The 21,866-nt window shown below is 62.8% G+C and carries 16 protein-coding genes and 1 pseudogene; 2 read left to right on the top strand and 15 right to left on the bottom strand.

Annotated elements, in window-relative coordinates; translation table 11 throughout:
• Positions 1–9 precede the first annotated feature (9 nt).
• The 9 genes and pseudogenes from OXH74_RS00820 to OXH74_RS00780 all read right to left on the bottom strand — a co-directional run.
• Positions 10–936: an aldo/keto reductase gene (locus tag OXH74_RS00820; RefSeq protein ID WP_375739677.1), complete on the bottom strand. Its 927-nt coding sequence runs from the start codon at positions 934–936 to the stop codon at positions 10–12.
• On the bottom strand, positions 933–2,237 hold the full coding sequence (locus OXH74_RS00815) for an NTP/NDP exchange transporter (RefSeq protein ID WP_375739676.1): 1,305 nt from the start codon (positions 2,235–2,237) through the stop codon (positions 933–935). The genes OXH74_RS00820 and OXH74_RS00815 overlap by 4 nt, the downstream gene beginning before the upstream one ends.
• 96 nt (positions 2,238–2,333) lie before the next feature.
• Entirely contained in the window at positions 2,334–3,656 is a 1,323-nt protein-coding gene (locus OXH74_RS00810) for a sigma-54-dependent transcriptional regulator (RefSeq protein ID WP_375739675.1), read from the bottom strand.
• On the bottom strand, positions 3,653–5,551 hold the full coding sequence (locus OXH74_RS00805) for an ATP-binding protein (protein ID WP_375741694.1): 1,899 nt from the start codon (positions 5,549–5,551) through the stop codon (positions 3,653–3,655). The genes OXH74_RS00810 and OXH74_RS00805 overlap by 4 nt, the downstream gene beginning before the upstream one ends.
• A gap of 162 nt (positions 5,552–5,713) precedes the next feature.
• On the bottom strand, positions 5,714–6,448 hold the full coding sequence (locus tag OXH74_RS00800; protein ID WP_215378734.1) for an amino acid ABC transporter ATP-binding protein: 735 nt from the start codon (positions 6,446–6,448) through the stop codon (positions 5,714–5,716).
• A complete protein-coding gene (locus tag OXH74_RS00795; RefSeq protein ID WP_375739674.1) occupies positions 6,445–7,113 on the bottom strand; it encodes an amino acid ABC transporter permease in 669 nt (222 codons plus the stop codon). The genes OXH74_RS00800 and OXH74_RS00795 overlap by 4 nt, the downstream gene beginning before the upstream one ends.
• On the bottom strand, positions 7,110–7,856 hold the full coding sequence (locus OXH74_RS00790) for an amino acid ABC transporter permease (protein WP_215378732.1): 747 nt from the start codon (positions 7,854–7,856) through the stop codon (positions 7,110–7,112). Before OXH74_RS00790 ends, OXH74_RS00795 begins: the two co-directional genes overlap by 4 nt.
• Positions 7,857–8,002: 146 nt before the next feature.
• Complete coding sequence (locus OXH74_RS00785) at positions 8,003–8,911, bottom strand: glutamate/aspartate ABC transporter substrate-binding protein (protein ID WP_375739673.1); 909 nt, start codon at positions 8,909–8,911, stop codon at positions 8,003–8,005.
• A gap of 463 nt (positions 8,912–9,374) precedes the next feature.
• Positions 9,375–9,651, bottom strand: a pseudogene (locus OXH74_RS00780) (NAD(P)-binding protein); the annotation flags it as partial.
• 142 nt (positions 9,652–9,793) lie between these two features.
• Between OXH74_RS00780 and OXH74_RS00775 the strand changes: the two are divergent.
• A complete protein-coding gene (locus tag OXH74_RS00775) occupies positions 9,794–9,994 on the top strand; it encodes a hypothetical protein (RefSeq protein ID WP_375739672.1) in 201 nt (66 codons plus the stop codon).
• 70 nt (positions 9,995–10,064) lie between these two features.
• On the opposite strand, the gene OXH74_RS00770 is transcribed toward OXH74_RS00775, so the two are convergent.
• Genes OXH74_RS00770 through OXH74_RS00755 form a run of 4 tightly spaced genes read right to left on the bottom strand, consistent with a single transcriptional unit; the run spans position 10,065 to position 18,973 of the window.
• Positions 10,065–15,827, bottom strand: a complete 5,763-nt coding sequence (locus OXH74_RS00770; RefSeq protein WP_375739671.1) for an EAL domain-containing protein — start codon at positions 15,825–15,827, stop codon at positions 10,065–10,067.
• Positions 15,820–16,356 carry a response regulator gene (locus tag OXH74_RS00765; protein WP_375739670.1) on the bottom strand — a complete coding sequence of 179 codons (537 nt, stop codon included), beginning with the start codon at positions 16,354–16,356 and terminating at the stop codon, positions 15,820–15,822. Before OXH74_RS00765 ends, OXH74_RS00770 begins: the two co-directional genes overlap by 8 nt.
• Positions 16,353–17,702 (bottom strand): HD domain-containing phosphohydrolase, encoded by a 1,350-nt coding sequence (locus OXH74_RS00760; RefSeq protein ID WP_375739669.1) that lies wholly within the window; start codon positions 17,700–17,702, stop codon positions 16,353–16,355. Before OXH74_RS00760 ends, OXH74_RS00765 begins: the two co-directional genes overlap by 4 nt.
• A complete protein-coding gene (locus OXH74_RS00755) occupies positions 17,699–18,973 on the bottom strand; it encodes an ATP-binding protein (RefSeq protein WP_375739668.1) in 1,275 nt (424 codons plus the stop codon). The genes OXH74_RS00760 and OXH74_RS00755 overlap by 4 nt, the downstream gene beginning before the upstream one ends.
• A 141-nt stretch (positions 18,974–19,114) precedes the next feature.
• Here OXH74_RS00755 and OXH74_RS00750 point away from each other — a divergent pair, with 141 nt between their 5' ends.
• Positions 19,115–19,822, top strand: a complete 708-nt coding sequence (locus OXH74_RS00750; protein ID WP_375739667.1) for a DUF6901 family protein — start codon at positions 19,115–19,117, stop codon at positions 19,820–19,822.
• A gap of 388 nt (positions 19,823–20,210) precedes the next feature.
• Here OXH74_RS00750 and OXH74_RS00745 read toward each other — a convergent pair whose 3' ends face one another.
• Both OXH74_RS00745 and fnr read right to left on the bottom strand, forming a co-directional pair.
• On the bottom strand, positions 20,211–20,759 hold the full coding sequence (locus tag OXH74_RS00745; protein WP_215378779.1) for an adenine phosphoribosyltransferase: 549 nt from the start codon (positions 20,757–20,759) through the stop codon (positions 20,211–20,213).
• A gap of 56 nt (positions 20,760–20,815) precedes the next feature.
• On the bottom strand, positions 20,816–21,550 hold the full coding sequence (gene fnr, locus OXH74_RS00740) for a fumarate/nitrate reduction transcriptional regulator Fnr (RefSeq protein WP_375739666.1): 735 nt from the start codon (positions 21,548–21,550) through the stop codon (positions 20,816–20,818).
• Positions 21,551–21,866: the final 316 nt, after the last annotated feature.

Here is a 21,866-nt window from a genome sequence, read left to right as displayed (position 1 = left end):
TCCTACGAACTAAGAAATCTCGATCAGGCGCTGGCGCAGCGCCTGGTCCGGTTCCGTCCCCCGCCCGGCCTGGAGGTTGTCCAACATGTGGCGCGGTTTTCCCGTTCCGGGGATCACACAGGTGACCGCCGGATGGCTCAGGCAGAACTTCAGCAGCAGTTGCGGCCAGCTTGTGCAGTCGTAGTCGCCGGCCCAGCCTGGCACGGGTTGCTGTATCAACCTGCGCAGGAGGTTGCCGCCGCCGAAGGGGCGGTTGATCAACACGGCTACGCCGCGCTCCTGGGCCAGTGGCAAGATGCGCTCCTCTGCTTTGCGGTCGGCCAGGGCATAGTTGATCTGCAGGAAATCCAGCTTCTGCGCGCGTAACACCCGCTCGACTTCATCAAAGGCGCTGGCGGTGTAGTGGGTGATGCCCAGGTAGCGGATCCGCCCTTCGTCTTTCCACTGCCGCAGCGTCTTCAGCTGCTCCTCCCAGTCCACCAGATTGTGCACCTGCATCAGGTCGATGTGCTGGCGTTGCAGCAAGCGCATCGAGTGCTGCATCTGTTCAATGCCGCGCTCGCGGCCCTGGGTCCAGACCTTGGTGGCGACGAAGGCTTTGGCATGGGCCTGGAGCTCACCGAGCAGGCTGCCGACCACCGTCTCGGCTTCGCCGTACATGGGCGAACTGTCGATCACCGAACCGCCGGCGGCGAAGAGATGTTCCAGAACCCGGCGGCAGTCGGTCCAGGCCTCACTGTCAGCCGGGGAAATGTCGAAGACGCGGGAGGTGCCGACGCCAATCACCGGCAGCAGCTCACCGCTGGTGGGAGTGGCGCGGCGCTTGAGCGGTTGCGCTTCGACGGCCTCGGCGCCGAGGCCGAAGGGGCTCATGGCGCAGAGCGCGGCGCCTGCGCCGAGGCGCAGGAATTCGGCGCGGGTAATGCCTGTTTTCATGGTTCCACCTCGTGTGACGGATTTGCAGCGCTGCGCTCGTGGCGCCATCCCAGGCGCCAGCCCAGCAGGCCCCAGGCCAGGGCGACACCGGCGCCCACCAGGGCCACCTGCGCGGCACCGAGACCGATGGCCGTGAGCAGGGCATTGAGCCAGGCGCTGACGGCATCGCCACCGCGGTAGACCACGGTATCGATGAAGTTTTTCGCCCGGTACTTGAGTTGGGCGCCGAGCGGTACGAAAAGCATCTCCCGCCCCGGCCGGATAAAGGCGTATTCGCCGACCCGGCGCAGCACCATCACCCCGACGAACAACGTGGACTGTGGCACCAGCGCCAGCAACAGGAAACCCAGGGCAACCAGCAACGGCACTACGCCGAGCAGCGCGGCAACGCCAAAACGCTGGGCTACCCGGCCGGCAATGAACAACTGGCAAAGCAGCGACAGCGCCTGGACGGAGAAGTCGATCAGGCTGAAGATGCGGATCTGCTGCCGGCCTTCCGGGAACAGCGCCGCTACCAGCCGTGCCTGCTCGAAGTAGAGGAAGGTACTGGTGCAGGTCAGCAACAGGACGAAGGCGCAGATGCCCAGCAGATAGGGCGAACCCAATACCAGTGTGATGCCAGCGAAGAGATTGCCGGGCACCGGCCGCTCGGGGGATTCATCATCGCCAGATGCACCGGGCCGGCCGGCGCCGCCATGCGTTCGCCAGCCCATCAGGTAGCGCCGGACGGGAAGGGTCGGCAGCAGGAGCAGGGCAGCCAGCACCAGCAGGCCAGCGGCGCCCAGATGTCCGACCAGCCAGCCACCCAGCAGCGGGCCGAGCAGGCCGCCGAGGCTGGCCCCGGCGGCGATGAAGGGGAACAGCCGCTTGGCCTGTCGGCGGTCGAACACATCGGCCAGCAGGCTCCAGGCCAGGGACACCACGAACAGATTGTAGACCGACAACCAGACATAAAAGGCCCGCGCCGCCCAGAGTGGTTCCGGGTTTTTCCACAGCAGCCAGGCGAAGCCCAGCAGGTTGAGCGCGAAGAACAGGTAGACCCAGTCGAGGAATTGCTTTCGTGGCACCCGCGCGTTCAGCCAGCCATAGGCGGGCACGGCCAGCAGCATGGTGATGAAGGTCGCGCTGAACAGCCACTGCAGGTTCTCCACACCGCCCGCAATGCCCATGCTTTCGCGCACCGGGCGCAGCATGAAGTAGCCACCGAACAGGCATAGCAGCAGGACGAAGGCGGCCATGGCCGGGGCCAGTTCGGTTGGCTCGGCCTTGATCGCCTGGCTGGCTCGCTGAAGGAGGGGCATGGCGGTGGTCCATGCGGGTAGGATGTCTGAAGGTTTTAGACCATGGGGACGGGAGCCGCTTTTCCTGTGGGTTAGGCCTACCTCCGGGCCGGGTAGTCAGAGCCCGTACTTCTTCACCTTGTCGAACAGCGTGGTCTTGGCCATCCCCAGCGCAATGCTGGCCTGGCTGAGGTTGCCACCGTGCCGTTCCAGAGCCGCGCTGAGCAAGCTCCTTTCGAAGGCTTCCACCGCTTCGGCAAAACGCGGCTCATTGCCGTCCGGCGTGAGGCCGGTTTTCTTGAACACCGGCAGGCCAAGGGCGAAGCGTTCGGCGACGTTGCGCAGTTCGCGCACGTTGCCGGGCCAGTCGTGGGCCATCAGCGCCGACACGGTGGCGTTGTCCAGTTCCGGTGCGACGCGGTCGAAGCGCAGCGAGGATTGCTGCAGGAAGTGCTCGAACAGCATCAGGATGTCTTCGCGGCGCTCGCGCAGCGGCGGCAGCTCCAGGGTGACGACATTGAGGCGGTAATAGAGGTCGCTGCGGAAATTGCCGGCCTTGCCCTGTTCGTCGAGGTCGAACTTGGTGGCGGCGATCACCCGGCAGTCCACTGGGATCGGCTGGTTCGAGCCCAGGCGCTCCAGCGTCTGCTCCTGCAGCACACGGAGGAACTTGATCTGCAGGTTCAGCGGCATGCTCTCGATTTCGTCGAGGAACAACGTGCCCTGGTGGGCGTGCTCGATCTTACCGATGCGGCGCTTGCCAGCGCCGGTGAAGGCGTGGGCCTCGTGGCCGAAAATCTCGCTGTCGAACAGGTTCTCCGGCAGGCCGCCGCAGTTGAGGGCGACGAACTCCTTGGTGTGGCGGCGGCTGTAGTCGTGCAGGCAGCGCGCGACCAGTTCCTTGCCGGTGCCGGTTTCGCCTTCGATCAGCACGTTGGCAGCGGTATCGGCGACGTTGGCGATCAGCTCGCGCAGGGCCTGGATCGCCGGCGAGCGACCGATGATACGTTGCTCCAGCGACTGGCGGCCGGCCAGTTGGCGACGCAGTGACGACACTTCGCGAGCCAGGCGACGTTGCTCCAGGGCGCGGCGGGCCACGTCCACCAGGCGTTCGGGGGAGAAGGGCTTCTCCATGAAGTCGTAGGCGCCGTCGCGCATGGCCTGCACGGCCATGGAGATGTCGCCGTGGCCGGTGATCAGCACCACCGGCAGGCTGCGGTCGCGAGCTTTGAGACGTTCCAGCAGGGTCAGGCCGTCCATGCCCGGCAGGCGGATGTCGCTGATGACGATCCCGGCGAAGTCTTCGCCGACCTGCTTGAGTGCCTCTTCGGCGCTGCCGACGCCGATGCTGGGAATATCCTCCAGGTCCAGGGCCTGCTGGCAACCTAGCAATACGTGGGGGTCGTCTTCGACGATGAGGACGCTGAGCGGCTCGGTCATGGGGTGGGGCTCGCTGTGGAATCGGTGCTTTCCAGCAAGGGCAGGCTCAGCTCGAAGGCTGTGCCGCCGGTTTCCGGATGGTGCGCGGCCAGGCTGCCGCCGGCGGCGGTGGCCAGGCTGGCGGAGAGCGTCAGGCCAAGACCCAGGCCGGTTTCGCCAGGCTTGGTGGTGAAGAAGGGCTCGAACAGGTGGACGCGGTTGGCCGGGTCGATCCCTGGGCCGTTGTCGCGGACCTGCAGGCGATAGGTCTGGCCGTCGACCCGACCATCCAGCCAGAGCTGGCAGTCGGGCTGGCCGCTCATGGCGTCCAAGGCGTTGGTGATGAGGTTGACCAGGATCTGCTCCAGCCGAGTCTGATCGATGGCTAGCAATACGTCGCCGAAGTCCCGGTGCAGGGTTAGCGGGGTGCGCTCAAGGCGCGCGTGCAGCAGGAACAGCGCGGCATCCACCGCTTTGCCCAGGCGGGCCTGCCCATGGTCGTCGGAGCGTCGGGCGAAGGCGCGCAGGCTGGCGGTGATGCGGCCCATGCGGTCGACCAGTTCGTTGATCGCCGCGAGGTTGGTCGAGGCCGTATCGAGGGACCCTCGCTGGAGGAAGCGCACGGTGTTGCCGGACAGGGTCCGTAGGGCGGCCAACGGCTGGTTGAGTTCGTGGGCGATGCTGGTGGACATCTGTCCGATCACGGCCAACTTCCCGGCCTGGACCAGGCCGTCCTGGGCCTTGCGCAGATTGTCTTCGGTCTGCTTGCGCTCACGGATCTCGTCGAGCAGGCGGGCGTTGCTGGCGCGCAGGTCCGCTGTACGCTCGGCAATCTTGCGTTCCAGCTCATTGTTGGCGGCAAGCAACGCTTCGCGGGCGGCCAAGCGGGTGGCGATGACCTTGCGTCGCTCATTCCAGGCAATCAGCAGGAAGGCCAGGAAGGCGAAGCCAACGGCCGCCAGCATCCCCTGAATCAAGGCCTCGCGGCGTAGGTCGGTGAGGGGCGAAAGCAGGGTGAAGTGCCAGGGCGTGTCGTTCAGGGTGCGGGTCTGGGCGAGGTAGGCCACTTCACTGGACTGGTCGCTGGCGGCGAAGCTGATGGCTTCCAACCCGTCGCCAAGGACCTCCCGCGAACGCGGCTCCCATTCGTTGAGGGCCCACCAGTGGTACTGCAGGCTACGGGCCAGGCGTTCCTTGTCCTCGGCGCTGAGCGGACGCACGGCCTTCATGCGCAGGGCCGGGTCGCTGGAGAGGATGATGATGCCGTTCTCGTCGCTGACGAAGGCCTGCAAGCGGGCCTTTTCCCAGCGCTCCTGCAGTGCCTCAAGCTTCACCTTGACCACGGCGACGCCAATGATCCGGCCTTGGTAGCGCAATCCGTGGGCCAGGTAGTAGCCCGCTTCGCCGGTGGTGCTGCCGACGCCGTAGAAGCGCCCCGGGCGCCCGTGGACGGCTTCCTGGTAGTAGGCGCGGAAGGACAGGTCCTCACCGAGGAAGCTGTCGGCGTCCCGCCAGTTGCTGGTGGCCAGTACGCGGCCGGTGGTGTCGAGCAGGAAGATGGCGCGGTTGCCGCTGCGACGGTTGAGGCCTTCAAGGTAATCGTTGACCAGTGTGCGGCGGTAGGGCGTGGGGTTCAGCAACAGATGGCTGACGCTGTTTTCCAGCTCCAACAGGCTGGGCAGGTAGGTGTAGCGGTTGATCTCGCTCTCGACGGCGCGGGCATGGAGTTCGAGCTGGCGTTCGCCGTTCACCCGCAGGGCGCGGATGCCGGATTGTTCGCTGAGGTTGTAGCCGATGTAACCGATGCCCAGCATCAGCAGGACCAGCAACAGGGACAGCAGGGTGTGGCGTAGCAGGCGCGGTTTCACGGTCAGGGCGGCGGGCGTGGCGCGGAAGCTGGCGGAAGGGCATTGCATCATAGACATCCGGGCCTGACCAGTCGCCGCCCGCCGCTAGGCTTTAAGCGGCGGGGTGGGGCGTGTCGGAAAGCCTGTAGGAGCGAGCTTGCTCGCGAATTGCCTGGCAACCTTCGCCAGCAAGAACTCGGCGTCGCCCTGGCTCCTACAAAAGCCCTGCGATCAGTGTTGAAGGATCTTGGCGAGGAACTGCTGGGCGCGGTCGGAGCGTGCCGAGACGTCACCGAAGAACTCGTCCTTGGCGCAGTCTTCGACGATCTGCCCGCGGTCCATGAAGATCACTCGGTCGGCCACTTTGCGCGCGAAGCCCATCTCGTGCGTTACGCACATCATGGTCATGCCTTCCTGGGCCAGTTCGACCATCACGTCAAGCACTTCGTTGACCATCTCCGGGTCCAGCGCCGAGGTGGGTTCGTCGAACAGCATCACCACCGGGTCCATCGCCAGCGCGCGCGCAATCGCCACGCGCTGCTGCTGGCCGCCGGAGAGCTGACCTGGGTGCTTGTGGGCGTGGGCCTTGAGGCCGACGCGGTCAAGCAGCTTGAGGCCCTTGTCGATCGCCTCGTCCTTGCCGCGGCCCAATACCCTGGTCTGGGCGATAGTGAGGTTCTCGGTGATCGACAGGTGCGGGAACAGTTCGAAGTGCTGGAATACCATGCCGACGCGCGAACGCAGTTTGGGCAGATTGGTGGCTTTGTCGGCGATGGAGGTGCCGTCGACCACGATATCGCCTTTCTGGAACGGCTCCAGGGCGTTGACGCACTTGATCAGGGTGGACTTGCCCGAGCCTGACGGGCCGCACACGACTACCACTTCGCCCTTGCTCACGTCGGTGCTGCAGTTGGTCAGCACCTGGAAGTCCCCGTACCACTTGTTGACGTTTTTGATGGAAATCATACGGCTAACCTTTTCTGCAGGAGTTTGACCAGCTGGGAAGCGGCGAAGCTGACGGTGAAATAGACCAGACCGGCGAAGATCAGGAATTCATGCGGCTGGCCGATGATGTCGCCACGCGAGCGGGAGGCGTTGAGGAAGTCCATCAGGCCCACGGTGTAAACGAGCGAGGTGTCCTGGAACAGGATGATGCTCTGCTGCAGCAGCAGGGGCGTCATCTTGCGGAAAGCCTGGGGCAGGATGATCAGGCGCATGCTCTGGCCGTAGGTCATGCCCAATGCCTGCGCAGCACCCATCTGGCCCTTGGGAATGGCCTGGATGCCGGCGCGGACGATTTCGCAGAAATACGCCGCCTCGAACATCATGAAGGCCACCAGGCAGGAGGTGAACGCGCCGACGGGGGTGTCTTCACCGGTGATCGCACGCAGCAGGAAGGGCACCGCGAAATAAAACCAGGTGATCACCAGCAGCAGCGGGATGGAGCGGAAGTAGTTGACGTACAGTCCGGCGATCTTCGACAGCATCGGGTTGTGCGACAGGCGCATGAGGGCCAGCAGGGTGCCCAGGGCCACGCCGCCGAACACGCCCAGGACCATCAGCTTGAAGGTCATCAGCAGGCCTTCGCCCAGGCCCGGCAACGCAGGGATGATTGCGCTGAAATCCATCATTTACCTCCTACGGAGATCAGGCCGGGCACCGCGACCTTCTGCTCCACCAGGCGCATGAACAGCATCAGGCTCATGTTCAGGGTGAAGTAGATCAGCGTGGCCAGGGTGAAGGCCTCGAACAGGTTGGCGGAGAACTCGGCGGTCTGCTTGGTCTGCGCCAGCAGTTCCATCAGGCCGATCAAGGACGCCACCGAAGAGTTCTTGAAGATGTTGAGGAACTCACTGGTGAGCGGCGGGATGATGATGCGGAAGGCCTGTGGCAACAGTACGTAACGGTAGATCTGCGGCAGGCGGAAGCCCATGGCGCGGGCGGCGCCCAACTGGCCCTTGGGTAGCGCCTGGATGCCAGTGCGCACCTGCTCGCAGACGCGTGCAGCTGTGAACAGGCCAAGGCACACGACCACGCTGAGGTAGGCGGAAGTCGCTGGGTTCAGGTCTTGTTTGAACCACATCTCCAGCGGCTCGGGCAGCAGGTCCGGCACCAGGAAGTACCAGAGGAACAGCTGCACCAGCAGCGGCACGTTGCGGAAGATTTCCACGTAGGTGGTAGCGATGCCAGAGACCCAACGGTTTGGCACAGTACGCATCACGCCGAGCAAGGCACCCAGCAACAATGCGATGATCCAGGCCACCAGAGCGATGGCGATGGTCCAGCCCAGGCCGGTGACGAACCAGTCCAGGTAGATTTCGCTGCCGATCCCGGTGGACTTGAAGAACACGCTCCAGTCCCAGTTGTAATTCATCAGGGAGTTCCCCTTTAAGGTCGATCTGTCTGCGGTTGAAGGCAGTGGAAGGGAGTGGCTGGCAGGAATATGGCGATACTTCAGGCCGAATCCAGACAACCCCCTCTCCCAGAGGGAGAGGGGAGCAACAGCGGAGAGCGGACTCGTCAGATTTCCTCAGCCGACTTGTCGGTGGGATTGGCCACCAGCTTCTTCAGCTCGTCGCTCATGGGGAAGTTGAGGTTCAGGCCCTTGGGCGGGATGGGCTGGGTGAACCACTTGTCGTAGATGCCGGTGATCTCGCCGGAGGCGTAGGTGTCGGCGATGGCCTTGTCGACCACTTTCTTGAAGGCCTCGTCACCTTTGCGCACCATGCAGCCATAGATTTCGAACGACTGTGGCTTGCCGGTCACGACCCACTCGTCTGGCTTCTTGGCCTTGGCCATTTCGCCGTAAAGCAGGGCGTCGTCCATCATGAAGGCCACGGCGCGGCCGGATTCGAGCATCAGGAAAGACTCGCCATGGTCCTTGGCCGAGATGATGTTCATGCCCATCTGCTTCTCGGCGTTCATGGACTTGAGCAGACGCTCGGAGGTGGTGCCAGCGGTGGTCACCACGTTCTTGCCCTTGAGGTCGTCGAACTCGTTGACGCCAGCCGACTTCTTCGACAGCAGGCGGGTGCCCACCTCGAAGATGCCGACGGAGAAGCCAACCTGCTTCTGGCGCTCCAGGTTGTTGGTGGTGGAGCCGCACTCCAGATCGACGGTCCCGTTCTGTACCAGGGGAATGCGGGTCTGCGAGGTGACCAGGTTGTAGCGGACCTTCAGCTCGGGCATGCCCAGCTCCTGCTTGATGGCCTCGACTACTTTCAGCTGGATGTCATGGGAGTAGCCGACTGGCTTGCCCGGCTCGGTGCCAAGGTAGGAGAAGGGGATGGAGGCGTCACGGTGACCGAGGGTGATGGTGCCGGTTTCCTTGATCTTCTTCAGGGTGCCGGTCAGCTCTGCGGCAAAGGCCGGAGCACAAATCAGGGTTGCTGCGATAGTGGAGGCCAATACCTTGGGGAGCATACGCATGAATTTCAGTCCTCGACGATGTTTGTTCTTATCGGAGCGAGCGGGATATTCGCGTCCGTCGAGATCTTTAATGGCAGGATGCGTGCCAGCTATCTGGTAATCCGTACTTATAAATAAATAATTGAAATATAAGGGTTTTATTTAGATGGCATGCTGGCCGGAAAAACGCGTTGTCCGGTCTTCCGAATATCCATGCCGGACGTCGTTCGGATATCCGAACGAGTGATGCAGGGCCTGTCTGGCAGGAGGGCTCGCAGGTTGGTGCTGAGCGAAACCCAACATTCTCGGATTGCACGGACCCACTGTGTTGGGCTTCGTACCTCAGCCCGACCTACGTTCACTCCGCGGCCTCGGATGCCTCGACCACCTTGGGCTTGGGTGCGAACTTCGCGGCCAGGCGCATGGAACGGGTGACCAGACGCTGAAACAGGGGCGAATGCATCTGCGATTCGATCATGCCTGGTCAGGCGGATGATCTCGGTTTCCAGCAGCGTCTGGTCCTGCAGGCGGTACTTTTCCCAGCATCCTTCGAGGTAGGTCTTTATCTCGTCCTGCTTGGCGAACATCCGTGTCCAGTTGGGGTTTGGCTCGAAAGCAAAGGAATACAGGTGCGATTGCACGTCGCAACCGCAGCCCGGGTCGTTGTTCACACGCCAGGTGCCGCCGATTTCAGTTTTCTTCTCGAACATGAGGAAATCGTTTTCGCCCTTCTGCTTGGGACGGATGGCCATGCCGAGGCCTTCATTCTTGGTGTGCGCGAGCTGCATGGGGCCTCACCAGTGCTGCGAGCGCTGCTGCGCAAGGTGATGGACGAGTTCGCCGCTGACATGGCTGAGGACTCCGCGAGATCCAGCTGCTTACGGCCAACTCCCGGAAGCGGTGGTGCTGCGCGTGGCCAGCCAGGTCAGCCGCAACCTGTTCCAGATGTCCCTGGACTACCTGGTTGAACCATGCCGTCGAGAGGCCATCCGCACCGAGGCCGAGGAGCAGGTGCTGTTCCTCTTCACGGGAGCCAGCGTTTTGCAGGCGTTGGGGGGGCGAGTGAGGGGAGTCGGCTCGAAGTCGCCTTCACAGGATGGTTGAGCAATGCGATACGCATCATTTCAGACCGCATGTGTAACCATCCGAACTCCATAGGATGAGCTGCCTGGAATTACACGCTTTCGTCCTGAGTGATCGTGGTTGTGCTGCCGTCCTTGTCCTGCGCCAGACTGTGATGCAGGAAGGCCTGAGCGATGGCCGCGCGTAGCTGTTCGTCGTCCCAGGGTTTGGTGAGGAACTTGTAGATGGCTCCCTGGTTGATGGCATCGGTGACCGATTTCAGGTCGGTATAACCGGAAAGCACGATGCGCACGGTGTCCGGGTACAGGTCTTTGACCAGGCTGAAGAACTCGGTGCCATTCATCTCCGGCATGCGCTGGTCTGAGAGGATGACCTGGACGTTGTGCTTGGCCAGCAGCGTGAACGCATCCTGGGCACGGCTGGCCGTGAGGATCTGGTAGCCGTCGCGGCGCAGCACGCGGGTGAGGGCGCGAAGGATGTTTTCTTCATCGTCGATCAGCAGGAGTGTCTGGGTGCTGCTGCTCCCTGACCGGCTGCTGAGGTAGGCCGCGGGGCTCTTGTGGTGCTCGCGCAGGAAGGTTTCCAGGTCGGCGAAGGGCATGGGGCGGGCGAAGTAGTAGCCCTGGAATTCGTCGCAATGGCTCTTCTTGAGGAAGGCGAACTGGGATTCGTTTTCCACCCCCTCGGCGATGACCCGCAGGCGCAGGTGGTGGGCCATGGAGATGATGCCCAGGGTGATCGCGGCGTCGTGTCGGTCGCTGATGATTTCCTGGACGAAGGCACGGTCGATCTTCACTTTGTCGATTGGCAGGCGCTTGAGGTAGTTGAGGCTGGAGAAGCCGGTACCGAAGTCGTCGATGGCCAGGCGCACGCCCAGGCTCTTGAGCGCCTGCAGTGTGTTGATGGCGCGCTCGGCATTGTCCAGCAGGACGGTCTCGGTGATTTCCAGTTCCAGCAGTTCGGCGGGTAGCCGGGTCTCTTCGAGGACGCGGCGGACGCTGTCGACGAAGATGCTGCGCTGGAAGTGCACCGCCGAGATGTTCACGGCCACCACCGCGCCGCTGATGCCGCGGTCCAGCAATTCGCGGCAGTCGCGGCACGCCGTTGCAAGGACCCACTCGCTGAGCGGGATGATCTGACCGGTATCTTCGGCAACGGGAATGAATTGCGTTGGGGAGATGGACCCGAGCGTGGGGTGCTGCCAACGCAGCAGCGCCTCGTAGCCGGCGACACGGCCATTGCGACCGTCGATTTGTGGCTGGTAATGCAGGGTGAAGGCGTTGGACTCGATGGCCTTCTGCAACTCGTTTCGCAAAGTCACCCGCTCGCTGACCTTCTGCTCCAGGTCGGTGGTGTACCACTGGTAGCAATTGCGGCCCTGCTGCTTAGCCTTGTACATGGCCAGGTCGGCCTGCTGGATCAGCTGCATGGGTTGCTGCATGCCGCCCTCGCTCATGGCGATACCCAGGCTGGCGGTGATGTGCAATTCGCTACCGGATACCGGATAAGGGCGAGCGATGCTATCGATGACCCGCTCCGCGATTTGCAGGACGTCTTCCTCGCGAGCCAGGTCTGGCAAAACCAGGATGAACTCGTCACCACCCAGCCGGGCCACGGTATCGCCGGGGCGCACTTGCTGGCTCAGGCGGCGCGCCACTTCGACGAGGATCTGGTCACCGATGCTGTGGCCCATGGAGTCGTTGATCGGTTTGAAGCCGTCGAGGTCGATGAACATCACCGCAAGTTGGCGCTGGTAACGCTGGCTGATCTGGCACCCCTGGCGCAGCCGATCTTCCAGCAGCGACCGGTTAGGCAATCCGGTCAGTACGTCATGGCTGGCGTTGTAGGCCAGTTCTGACTCGACGCGCTTCTGCTCGGAGATGTCGTTCTGGACACCGATGAAGTGGGTGATCCGGCCCCGTTCATCAGGTACCGGGGCGATGTAGAGGTCATTCCAGAAGGGCGTGCCGTCCTTGCGGAAGTTGCGCAGCACTACATGCACTTCGCGCTTGTGCTTCAGACTCTTGCGAATTTCGGCGACGCCGGGTTGGCTGTGGTCCGTCCCTTGGAGGAAACGACAGTTGCGCCCGAGCGCTTCGCCTGCGCTGTAGCCGGTGATCCGCTCGAACGCCGGATTGACGTAGATGATCGGCAGGTCGTCGGCTTCAGCATCACAGATGAGCGCGCCGTTGTAGCTGGCCTCGAGGCTGCGTTGGAGGATGCGCAGCTGTTTTTCCGATTCCTTGGCGCGGGTGATGTCGCGGAAGGCGACGACCCAGCCGCCGAGGGCCCGGGCGTGCAATAGCGGGGCGCAGTCATAGGCGAGGTGACGGATACCGCCATGTTCTTCTTCGAGGCTTGCTTCGCCATGCCGCGACTGGGAGGCGCCGGTGCCGTCGTGGTCCAGTGGCAGCGGCAGGCGTATGTCCAGCGGTTGTCCGAGCAGCGTGTCTGCGGTCTGGCCCAGGAGCCCGGCTGCGGCCGGGTTGACGTAGGTCAGGCGGCCCTGGCGATCGATGGCCAGCAGGCCCTCGCCGACGCTCTGGGTGATGGCCGAAGTGAAATCCAGTTGTTCCTGCAGGCGTTGCTCGCTGGCAAGCACTTGGCGTACCAGGCGGATGTTCTCCAGGGCGGCAATGGCCATCTGGGCGAACTGCTGGGTAATGGCCAGGTCATCCTGGTCGAAGGTGCCCTCGAACTTGTCGGAAAGTTCGATCTGCCCTAGTTGTTTGCCGCTGTGATCGATCAGCGGCGCCGAGAGCTTGCCGGACGAGGGCAGTTGCCCATCGGCGGCGCCGGGGGGCGGCGTTGGCTCCAGTTCCGCACAGGGCAGCAGATCCGGTTGGCTGGTGGCGGCTGGTGGTGGCTGGTGCTGCCTGGCTGCGTAAGTCTCGGAGAGCGACACCTGTTGCAGTGTGTCGGTCTGTTCGCTGTCGGCGTTGAGGGTGATGACGGCGCGATGTGCGCCAATCAGCAGACGCAGTTGGCCGCACATGTAATCGACAAGCGCACGTGGGTCGAGGATGCCGCCGATGTTCAGCGCGGTTTCGCTGAGACCACGCAGCAGCAGCGCCTTGCGTTCGGACTGTTGCAGGGTTTCGCGCAGTGCGCTGGTCATGCGGTTGCGCTCGCCGATTTCCTTGGCAATTCCGAAGACGCCAACGATTTCGTCTTCGACGACGATGGGCAACTGGGTGATGTCCAGCTCCAACACGTCGCCCAGCCGGGTACGGCATCGGACCTCGTAACGCTGTGCCTCGCCCTTCAGCACTTTACGAAAGTGCTGTTTGATTCGCTCGATATCTTCCTCGAGCAGCAAGGTGGAAAAGTGCTGTCCGAGCAGCTCCGCTTCGCTGTATCCCACTCGTTCACAGCAGGCGCGGTTGAGGCTGAGGTAGCGACCAAGGCGGTCGGTTGCGAACACCGGATCGGGGTTGAAGGTGAACAGGGAGCGGTAACGCTGCTCGCTTTCCTCCAGGCGAAGGCGGTCATGCTGGCGCTCGATGGCAATGGCCGCCAACTGGCCGGCCGTACCCATCAGTTGCAGGTTGTCGTCGTCCGGAGAGGCGGGTTCGCGGCGGTAGACGGCGAAGGTGCCGAGCACGTCGCCGTGATGGGAGATCAGCGGGATCGACCAGCAAGCGCGCAAGCCATGGCGCAAAGCCTGCTCGCGGTGCTCGTGCCAGAGCGGGTCCTCGCTGATATCCAGGCTGGTGACCATCTGCCGGCGGAACACGGCCGTGCCGCAGGTGGTTGCCAGGGGGCCGATGGGCAGGCCGTCGATGGCTTGTCGATAGGCATCTGGCAGGCTGGGGGCCGCGGCAAGGCGAAGTCGCTTCTTTTCGGCATCGACCAGCATGACCGCGCAGAGCGAACCCGGCTCCAGCGTTTCACTCATCTCGCAGATAGCCTTGAGGATGCTCGGCAGTGGCTGGTCGGTGGAGATCATGCTGAGGATGTCGCGCTGGTCCTCTGCGTAGGCCTCGTGCTGAACCAGGTGGGTAATGTCATGGGCCACGGCGAACAGGGTACGCTCGCCGGCTGACCACCCAGCCGACCAGAGCAGGTGGACGGTGCTGCCGTCACGGCGCTGGCACCGATTGCGCACGGATTCCCGGGAGTTGCCATCGATGATGGCGCGCACCTGGGCCTGGGTACGCTCCCGGTCCTCGGGGTGGATGAAGTCCGTGTAGCGTCGGCCCATCAACTCAACGGGGGTATAGCCGAGAATGGCTTGGCTGGAGGGGCTGACCTGGATGAAACGGTCCGCTTCGTCGATCGAGCAGAGCACGTCCATGGAGTGATCCATGATCCGCTGATTCTGGATTTGCAGGCGCGCCTGGAGGTGCAGGCTGTGCTCCAGGTCCTGGTTGCTCCGATGCAGGCTCCGGCTGCGCTCGACCGCCAGCCGCGCCAGGCTCTGGCTGATCATCAGGAAGAACGTGAAGCCGAGCCCGAAGAGCATGAACAGGGGCGGCAGGTAGGTCGCGGTAGCGTCCGCAGGCGGATTCACCTGGTAGGTCACCAGGCGCCAGTGCCTCGAGGGCTCGAGGGCGACCAGGCGCTCACCCGTGGGAAAGGGCGCGCGTGCGCCAAGGCCATCCTGCGAGTCGTAGATGCGCTGCTGGCCTTCGTAGGCCTGGAGCACGAAGCCGCCCAGGTCCTTGCCCAGCAGCTCGTCGAGGGTGGCGCCAATGTTGAGGTTGGCTACGAGCAGGCTGGGCGTTTGATTGCCAACCCGCAAAGGGACCGCAATCAGACTGCTGTCGTCCTGGGCACTGTAGCGTTGTGTCGGGCTCATGCGAGCAACGTCGCCCTGCTGTACCTGATGCAGCCATTGGCGCAGCTCCGGCTGGGCGAGGAAACGGGTCAGCCAGTCGCGTGCCTGCTGGCCACGACCTTGTTGGTGCTGCAGACGCAGGTCGGGGTCCAATACGGCAATCAGGTTGAGGTTGCTGAAGTCCCGCAGGTAACTCCCGCTTTCCTGATACCACAAGGGTTCGGCTGGCATCGCGCCCAGGCTTTGCCAGCGTTCGGCCATGCGTTTGATGAGTTGCTGGCGGTCGGCAACGGTGCGCTCAATGGAGGCCTGCGTGCGCAGCAGTAACTGGTCGCTGAGGTCGTTGAGGTTGGCAATGCCATTGAGGCTGAGCATGAACCAGCCGACGCTGGTGAATAGCGCGCCGAGCAGGCCAATGCCCAGGGCGCGCCGGTCAGGCAGGCCGATGCGTGGAACCGGTTGCGCACACAACAGCACAATGGCAATGCCGAGCATGGCGACCAGCAGGTTGGCGATGCTGTTGATGTCTGGCCTGATGGCGATACGCAACGGGCTGGCGTCGGGCCAGAAGGTGACCAGTTGCGACAACAGGCTGATGCCGACCAATGCCATGCCTGCCAGGCGGCACAGCCATCGGCCTCCCTGGCGGATCGCCGAGAACAGCAAGGCAAGGCCAAACAGGCAGGCGATCGAGGCCAGTTCGTTGCGTATGCGCCAGTAGCCGCTGACGAGGGAGCTGCCCTGGTCATTGCCGCCGGCCAGAATGTTGTGGGCAAGGCTGTAGCCGGCCAGACCCAGTACCAGGAGACTTCCGATCAGGCATGGGTTGCGCCTGCCCCGGGTGGCAGCCAGCAGGGAGAATCCAGCCAGACCGGCAAGCAGGGCGCTGTCGGGTAGCAGGACCAGGTCCTGCCGCCCCGGGTTGTCAAAAAATGGAACGGCCATCAAGCCGATGCCACCCAGGGCCATGAGAACAAATGCCAGGCAATGCAGATAGGCCTGTGAAACCACACTGCGGGTGGCACTAGCCTGGCGGATGCCAGCTCTCATCGTGGTTGTGTCGCGCTCAATCATCGAGCTCGTAACCTTCGATCAGAACTGCGCCGTCTTTGTCACGGCACACGCGCGTCAGGCCAGGATGCTCGGCCTCCAGGCGCAGCAGTTCGCGACGCTGGCGATCGAGGGTATTCTGCTGGCTGCGGACCTGTGCCAGAAGACGCTGGTTTTCGTTGCGCAGGCGGTGCAGGTCGACGGCGGCGAGCAAGGCGCTTTCTATCTCGTATTCTTCCCAGGGCTTGGAAAGGAAGCGGTACACCTCGACCCGGTTGATCGCTTGCATGAGTGTGCTGCGGTCGCCATGGGCGCTCAGCAATATACGCAGGGCATCGGGTTGGCGCTGGCGGGCGAACTGCAGGTAGGTGAGGCCATCGAGTCTGGGCATCTTCAGGTCGCAGACGATCGCGGCGTACTGGTGCTCGCCGAGGGCAGCCAGCGCCGCCTCGGGGTCGTCGAACAGGTGGAGTGTCCAGCCCTGCGGATGCAGCAGGCGTTGTAGTGCGCTGAGCACGTTGCGCTCGTCGTCCACCAACTGGATCTTGATCATCTGGACAGCTCCTCGATCATGCCCGCTGCGGTCGCGGGCTGCCTGACATAAAGGGTGTAGCGCGCCCCTTCGCTGGACTCGAAGGCGATCAGCTTGTCGATCAGGTGGCGGGTCAGTTGCTTGCCGATGTTGAGCAGCAACATGCCGCTTTCAGCTTGCAGGTTACGGGCGAGGACCATGCCGGGCTCCAGGCGTCGGGTATCCAGCGCAACGACACCCGGTTCGGTGTCTGCCAGATCAGGTGCAAGCTCATCACAGAGTTCGATGAAATGGCGGCAGAGTTCCGGGTCGTAGAGTCGGCCGGCATTCTTGCCGAGGAACTGCAAGGCTTCTCGCCGTGTAAGGCGCCGTTGCAGGAGCAGTCCACACTGGAGTTCGACGAAGTCCACTGCAATCTTGAGCAGCCGTGCGCCAAGGGGGATCGCTTCTCTGTGCAACTGATCAGGGAAGCCCGTGCCGTTCCAGCACTCTTGGTGGTGCCGAATCAATCGGCCCGCATTATGCAAGGGCTCCAGGGCCATCAACAGGCTTTCCCCGAGCGTGGGGTATTGTCGGTAGCGGTCGCGTTCCTCCCTGTGCAGGAGGTCGGATGGTCGGTTGAGCAGGTGGTCATCCCAGGTCAGTTTGCCCAGGTTGTACAGCGCGGCCGCCATGGCCAGGTCGCGGATTTCGGTCGCGGGCATTGAAAGACGACTGGAGAATGCGCGGACCAGGCCAATGACCTGGGCGTTGCTCTGTTTATCGCGCGGCAGGCGCTGGTTGAGCAGGGCCGAGAAGACTTCGGTTGTCGTGACATAGCTGTGCCGCAGTTCGGCATAGGCCAGGTCGAGCATGTCGGCGGTCTGTTGCAGTTCGGCGGTGCGCTCGCGCACGCGTTGCTCCAGGTTGGCGTTGAGTTCTTGCAGGCGCAGGTTCTGTTCCCAGGTGAGCCGCTCCAGGCGCCGATGCTCACGCTCGGCGTGCTGGTGGGCCAGTGCCTGTCGCAAGGTGATGCGCAACTCGTCGTCGTTCCAGGGTTTGCTCAGGTAGCGGTAGATGTGGCCCTGGTTGATCGCACGGATACTGGTGTCCAGGTCCGCGAGCCCGGTCATCAGCAGGCGCAGGGTGTCCGGCCAGCGCTGCTGGACCTGGGCCAGCAGGGTGGGGCCGTCCATTCCTGGCATCTGAGCGTCGGAGATGACCAAGTCCACGGGCTGCCGCTCCAACAGCTGGAGCGCAGCACGCGCGCAGTTGGCGGTCAGCAGCTCGTAAGCCTCGTTGCGCAGCGAGCGGTGCAGGCTGCTGAGCACGTTGTCATCGTCATCCACCAGCAACACATAGCGGCCAGTTTGCCGGGCTTCGCTCATGCGGACGGCGCTCCCGACGACTCGGCCGGGTCCGGCTGCTGGATCGGTAGCCAGATGCGGAAACGGGTGCCGATGCCGGGCTGGCTGAACGCTTCAATGCGCCCGTTGTGCTTCTGCACGATGTTGTAGGAAAGGGCCAGCCCGAGGCCGGTGCCCTTGCCCACGGGCTTGGTGGTGAAAAAGGGTTCATAGATGCGGTGGAGGATGCGAGGTTCGATGCCTTTGCCGTTATCTTCCACTTCCAGCCAGACCCAGGCGCCTTCGTGGCCGGTGCGCACGGTGATGCGTCCGAATCCTTCAATGGCGTGCGCGGCGTTGATCAGCAGGTTCATCGCCACCTGGTTGATCTGCGAAGGAATGCACTCCACTGCAGGCAGCTCGCCATAGGCCTTGATCACATCCGCTTTGTACTTGAGCTCGTTGTTGACCAGGTTGAGGGTGCTGTCCAGGCCACGATGCAGATCGGCGGCATGGAAGGCCTCTTCCTCGATATGCGAGAAGTCCTTCAGAGCCATGATGATCTTCTTGACGCGCTCGATACCGTCTCCCGACTCGTGGATCAGGGCTTCGACATCATTGCGGATGTAGTCATAGTCCAGGCTGCGCTTGAGCTGCTGCAGGTCCTCCAAGGATGAGACGGTATCCACGCTGTCGACGATGCGCAGCAGGTCATTGACGTAGCCGGTCAAGGTCTTGAGGTTGGAGAAGACATAACCGATGGGGTTGTTGATCTCGTGCGCAACGCCGGCCGCGAGTTGGCCGATGGCGGCGAGCTTCTCTGACTGCAACAGCTGGGCATTGGCTTTTTCCAGCTTGCGGATCAGCTGCTCCGGCTTCACTTCATCGATCAGCTCGTCCGGCGTGGCAGTTGACTTGTCACTCGCGGATTCCTGGTTGGTGGCGTCGTACAGCAGCAGGCCCAGGCAGGCTTGGCCGTCAGCCGAGTGGAACGGTAGGAGCAGGGCGTCCTGCAGCATGCGGTCCGCCGGAAGGTACGGAAGCTGGAGCAGGTCTCTGGCATTGTTGCCGTGGCGATGGACATGGCGTCCTTTGCTATGGGCTGTGGACGCCATCTGTTGCAGATGTGTCGCATCGGCTTCGGGAAAAACGTCGCTGAAGGGCTGCTGCCTGGCCTGCTGGAGCGATGTGCCGCTCCAACGACTGACTAGGGCATTCCAGTAGAGGATGTTCAGTTTCTGGTCGAGCAGAATCACACCGATGTCGATGTGTTCGGTCCAAGCACTGATGAGTTCTGACGGGCTGCTGTCCATGATGATCGCCCTGGCTGCCTAGCTGAGTCCTAAATCGCCCTTGTTCCTGGCGCTTCTTGTATTTTGTTGTATGAATTGTATGACAGATTGCTGGCGCCTGAATTGTGTCGTTTTCGTTTTTTTACTGAGTGAGGCTAGACCATGACACCCGAGGCCATGGCTGATTCGCTGGTGCGGTACGAGTTTGCCTTCCCCGATGGGCATCGCTGGTCGCATCAGGTGAACCTGGCAGAGGGCGAACAGGGGCCATGTTCGCAGGCCTTACCAGATTGGGTGCGTCTGGGTTTCCAGCAGTGCAGCCATTGCCCGCTGGATGCCCGACAGGTTGCCTGTTGCCCATTCGCCCGCGCGCTGGCGCAGCCGGTTGAGGTGCTGGCGCATTCGCCTTCCTACGAGGAGGTGAATGTGACGGTGTTCTGGCGCGGGCGTGAAATTCGTCAGCACACCACCCTGCAGCGGGCACTTGGCTCGCTATTGGGCGTGCTGGGAGCCGCGTGCGGCTGCCCACACACGCGACTGCTCAAGGCCATGGCCTGGTTTCACTGGCCATTCAGCACCTCTACCGAAACCCTCTATCGGGCCCTGGGGACTTACCTGCTGGGCCAGCACTTGCGGCTGCAGCGGGGACTGACCGCGGATTGGTCGATGGCGGGGCTGCGCGATATCTACCGCAACCTCAGGCTGGTGAACCTCGGCATGGCTGGGCGCCTACGGGCGGCCGCGGAAGAAGACTCCAGTCTCAACGGCCTGGTGTTGCTGGACCTGCTGGCGGCGGACACGCTCTATTCGCTCGATAGTTATGACGGCGAGTTGGATGAGTACTTCGCCGATTTCTTCGAAGAGGAATAGAGGCTTAGCGTGGGGGCGCACCGCGAAGGGGGCGCCGGGCAGCCTTGCGGCCCACCTGAGCTTCTCGATTGAATCCAGGACGGTGCTCCCAAGGCTCTTTCAGACCCTTTTTCTCGTGGTCGAGGGGTGGAAGTTAGGGCTGCAGTAGTCGAAGTAGGGTTTGATTATCTTCGGGAAGAAGCCATCGCGCGGCCCCAGTCGGATCTTCAGGCCATATGCCCAGCTGCGCCAGTTGAACAGCGGGCCTTTGAAGGAGTCGCTACTCCACCGTACTTTTGGGTCGATGCAACGCTGAAGTCCATTCGGCGGACCGTGTGGTTGACTTTGGGCAGGGAGCGCTGGCCCAGCTACGATCGGGGCGGGCCCATTGGGAGGACCCGCAGCGAGATCAACGTTCGGCGAGGGAGAAGGCCGTCAGCGAGAAGGTGGGAATGCCTGCATCTTCCAGACGCTGGGAACCGCCCAGCTCAGGCAGGTCGATGATGGCGGCGGCCTCAAACACGCTGGCACCCATCCGTCGCACCAGACGAGCTGCTGCCATCAGTGTTCCGCCGGTGGCGATCAGGTCGTCGAAGATCAGCACCTTGTCACCCTCACACAGGCTGTCGCTGTGGACTTCCAGCAGGGCCTCGCCGTACTCGGTCTGGTAACCCTCGGAGAGCACGTCGGCGGGCAGCTTGCCCTGCTTGCGGAAGAGGATCAGTGGCTTGTTCAGTTCGTAGGCGATGATCGAACCAATCAGGAAACCCCGTGCATCCATGGCACCGATGTGACTGAAGTCGGTCTCGACATAGCGCTGGATGAAGCTGTCGGCCACCAGGCGAAGTATGCGCGGTGACTGAAACAGTGGGGTGATGTCGCGGAAGATCACGCCGGGCCTGGGGAAGTCCGGTACCGGGCGGATCAGGGATTTGATGCTGATTTCGTCGTAGATCATCGTCATGGTCTATGGTGCGGAGACTGGATCGAGGGCGGGGAGATCCCGCCGTTGGCTCAACTCTGGATGCTGCCGCCGGCCAGGGCGCAAAGCTCGATGGGGTCGAGGATGTTCACTTCCTTGCCCTCGGCGGCGATGAGCTGGTTCTGCTGGAAACGGGTGAAAACCCGGGATACGGTTTCGACCGCCAGACCCAGGTAGTTGCCGATCTCGTTGCGCGACATGGCCAGGCGGAACTGGTTGGCTGAGAAGCCTCGGGCCCGGAAGCGCGCAGAAAGGTTCACCAGGAAGGTGGCGATACGCTCGTCCGCCGTTTTCTTCGACAGCAGCAGCATCATTTGCTGGTCATCACGGATCTCTCGGCTCATCACCCGCATCAACTGCCTGCGTAGTTGTGGGAGTTGCACGGAAAGGTCATCGAGGCGTTCGAACGGAATCTCGCAGACCGAGGTGGTTTCCAAGGCCTGGGCCGAGACCGGGTAGAGTTCGGTGTCCATGCCGGACAGCCCGACCAGTTCACTGGGCAGGTGGAAGCCGGTGATCTGTTCTTCGCCGGTATCCGTCACGGTAAAGGTCTTGAGCGCGCCGGAGCGCACGGCGAAGACTGAACCGAAGGCATCTCCCTGGCGGAAGAGATAATCGCCTTTCTTCAGGGGGCGGCCGCGTTTGACGATCTCGTCGAGCGCGTCCATATCTTCCATATTCAGTGACAGCGGCAGGCACAGCGGGGCAAGACTGCAATCCTTGCAGTGGGCCTGGGGCATGTTGCGCACCTTGATGATTTCGGACATCGGCTAATCCTTGCAGGGCATACACACAATGCCCGTAAGGGTAACGCAGAGTATGAGCCACGGCCAGAAAAGGCCTACGTGACCGATTGTTCAATTTTCCAGCGTGCAGGTCGAAATCGGGTCGCAAGGACGCAAGGAGCACTTCTGATTTGCACCTGGATACGACCGACTGGTCGACAGCCTGTGCCTAGCCATGCGGCGACAAGTCGCAGGCGACCCGCATGAGGCTGCCCGTGGCGGCCCCCGGAGGAAAGTGTTCGGGTCGGTTTGTCCCCCTTGGGCAAGGTCGGGCTGTCGGGAAGGACGGTGCTATCGA

Origin of the sequence: Metapseudomonas boanensis (assembly GCF_042232855.1) — a bacterium.
Lineage (GTDB): Bacteria > Pseudomonadota > Gammaproteobacteria > Pseudomonadales > Pseudomonadaceae > Metapseudomonas > Metapseudomonas boanensis.
Note: the sequence above shows the minus strand (reverse complement) of the source record. Positions and strands in the feature narration are given on the sequence as shown.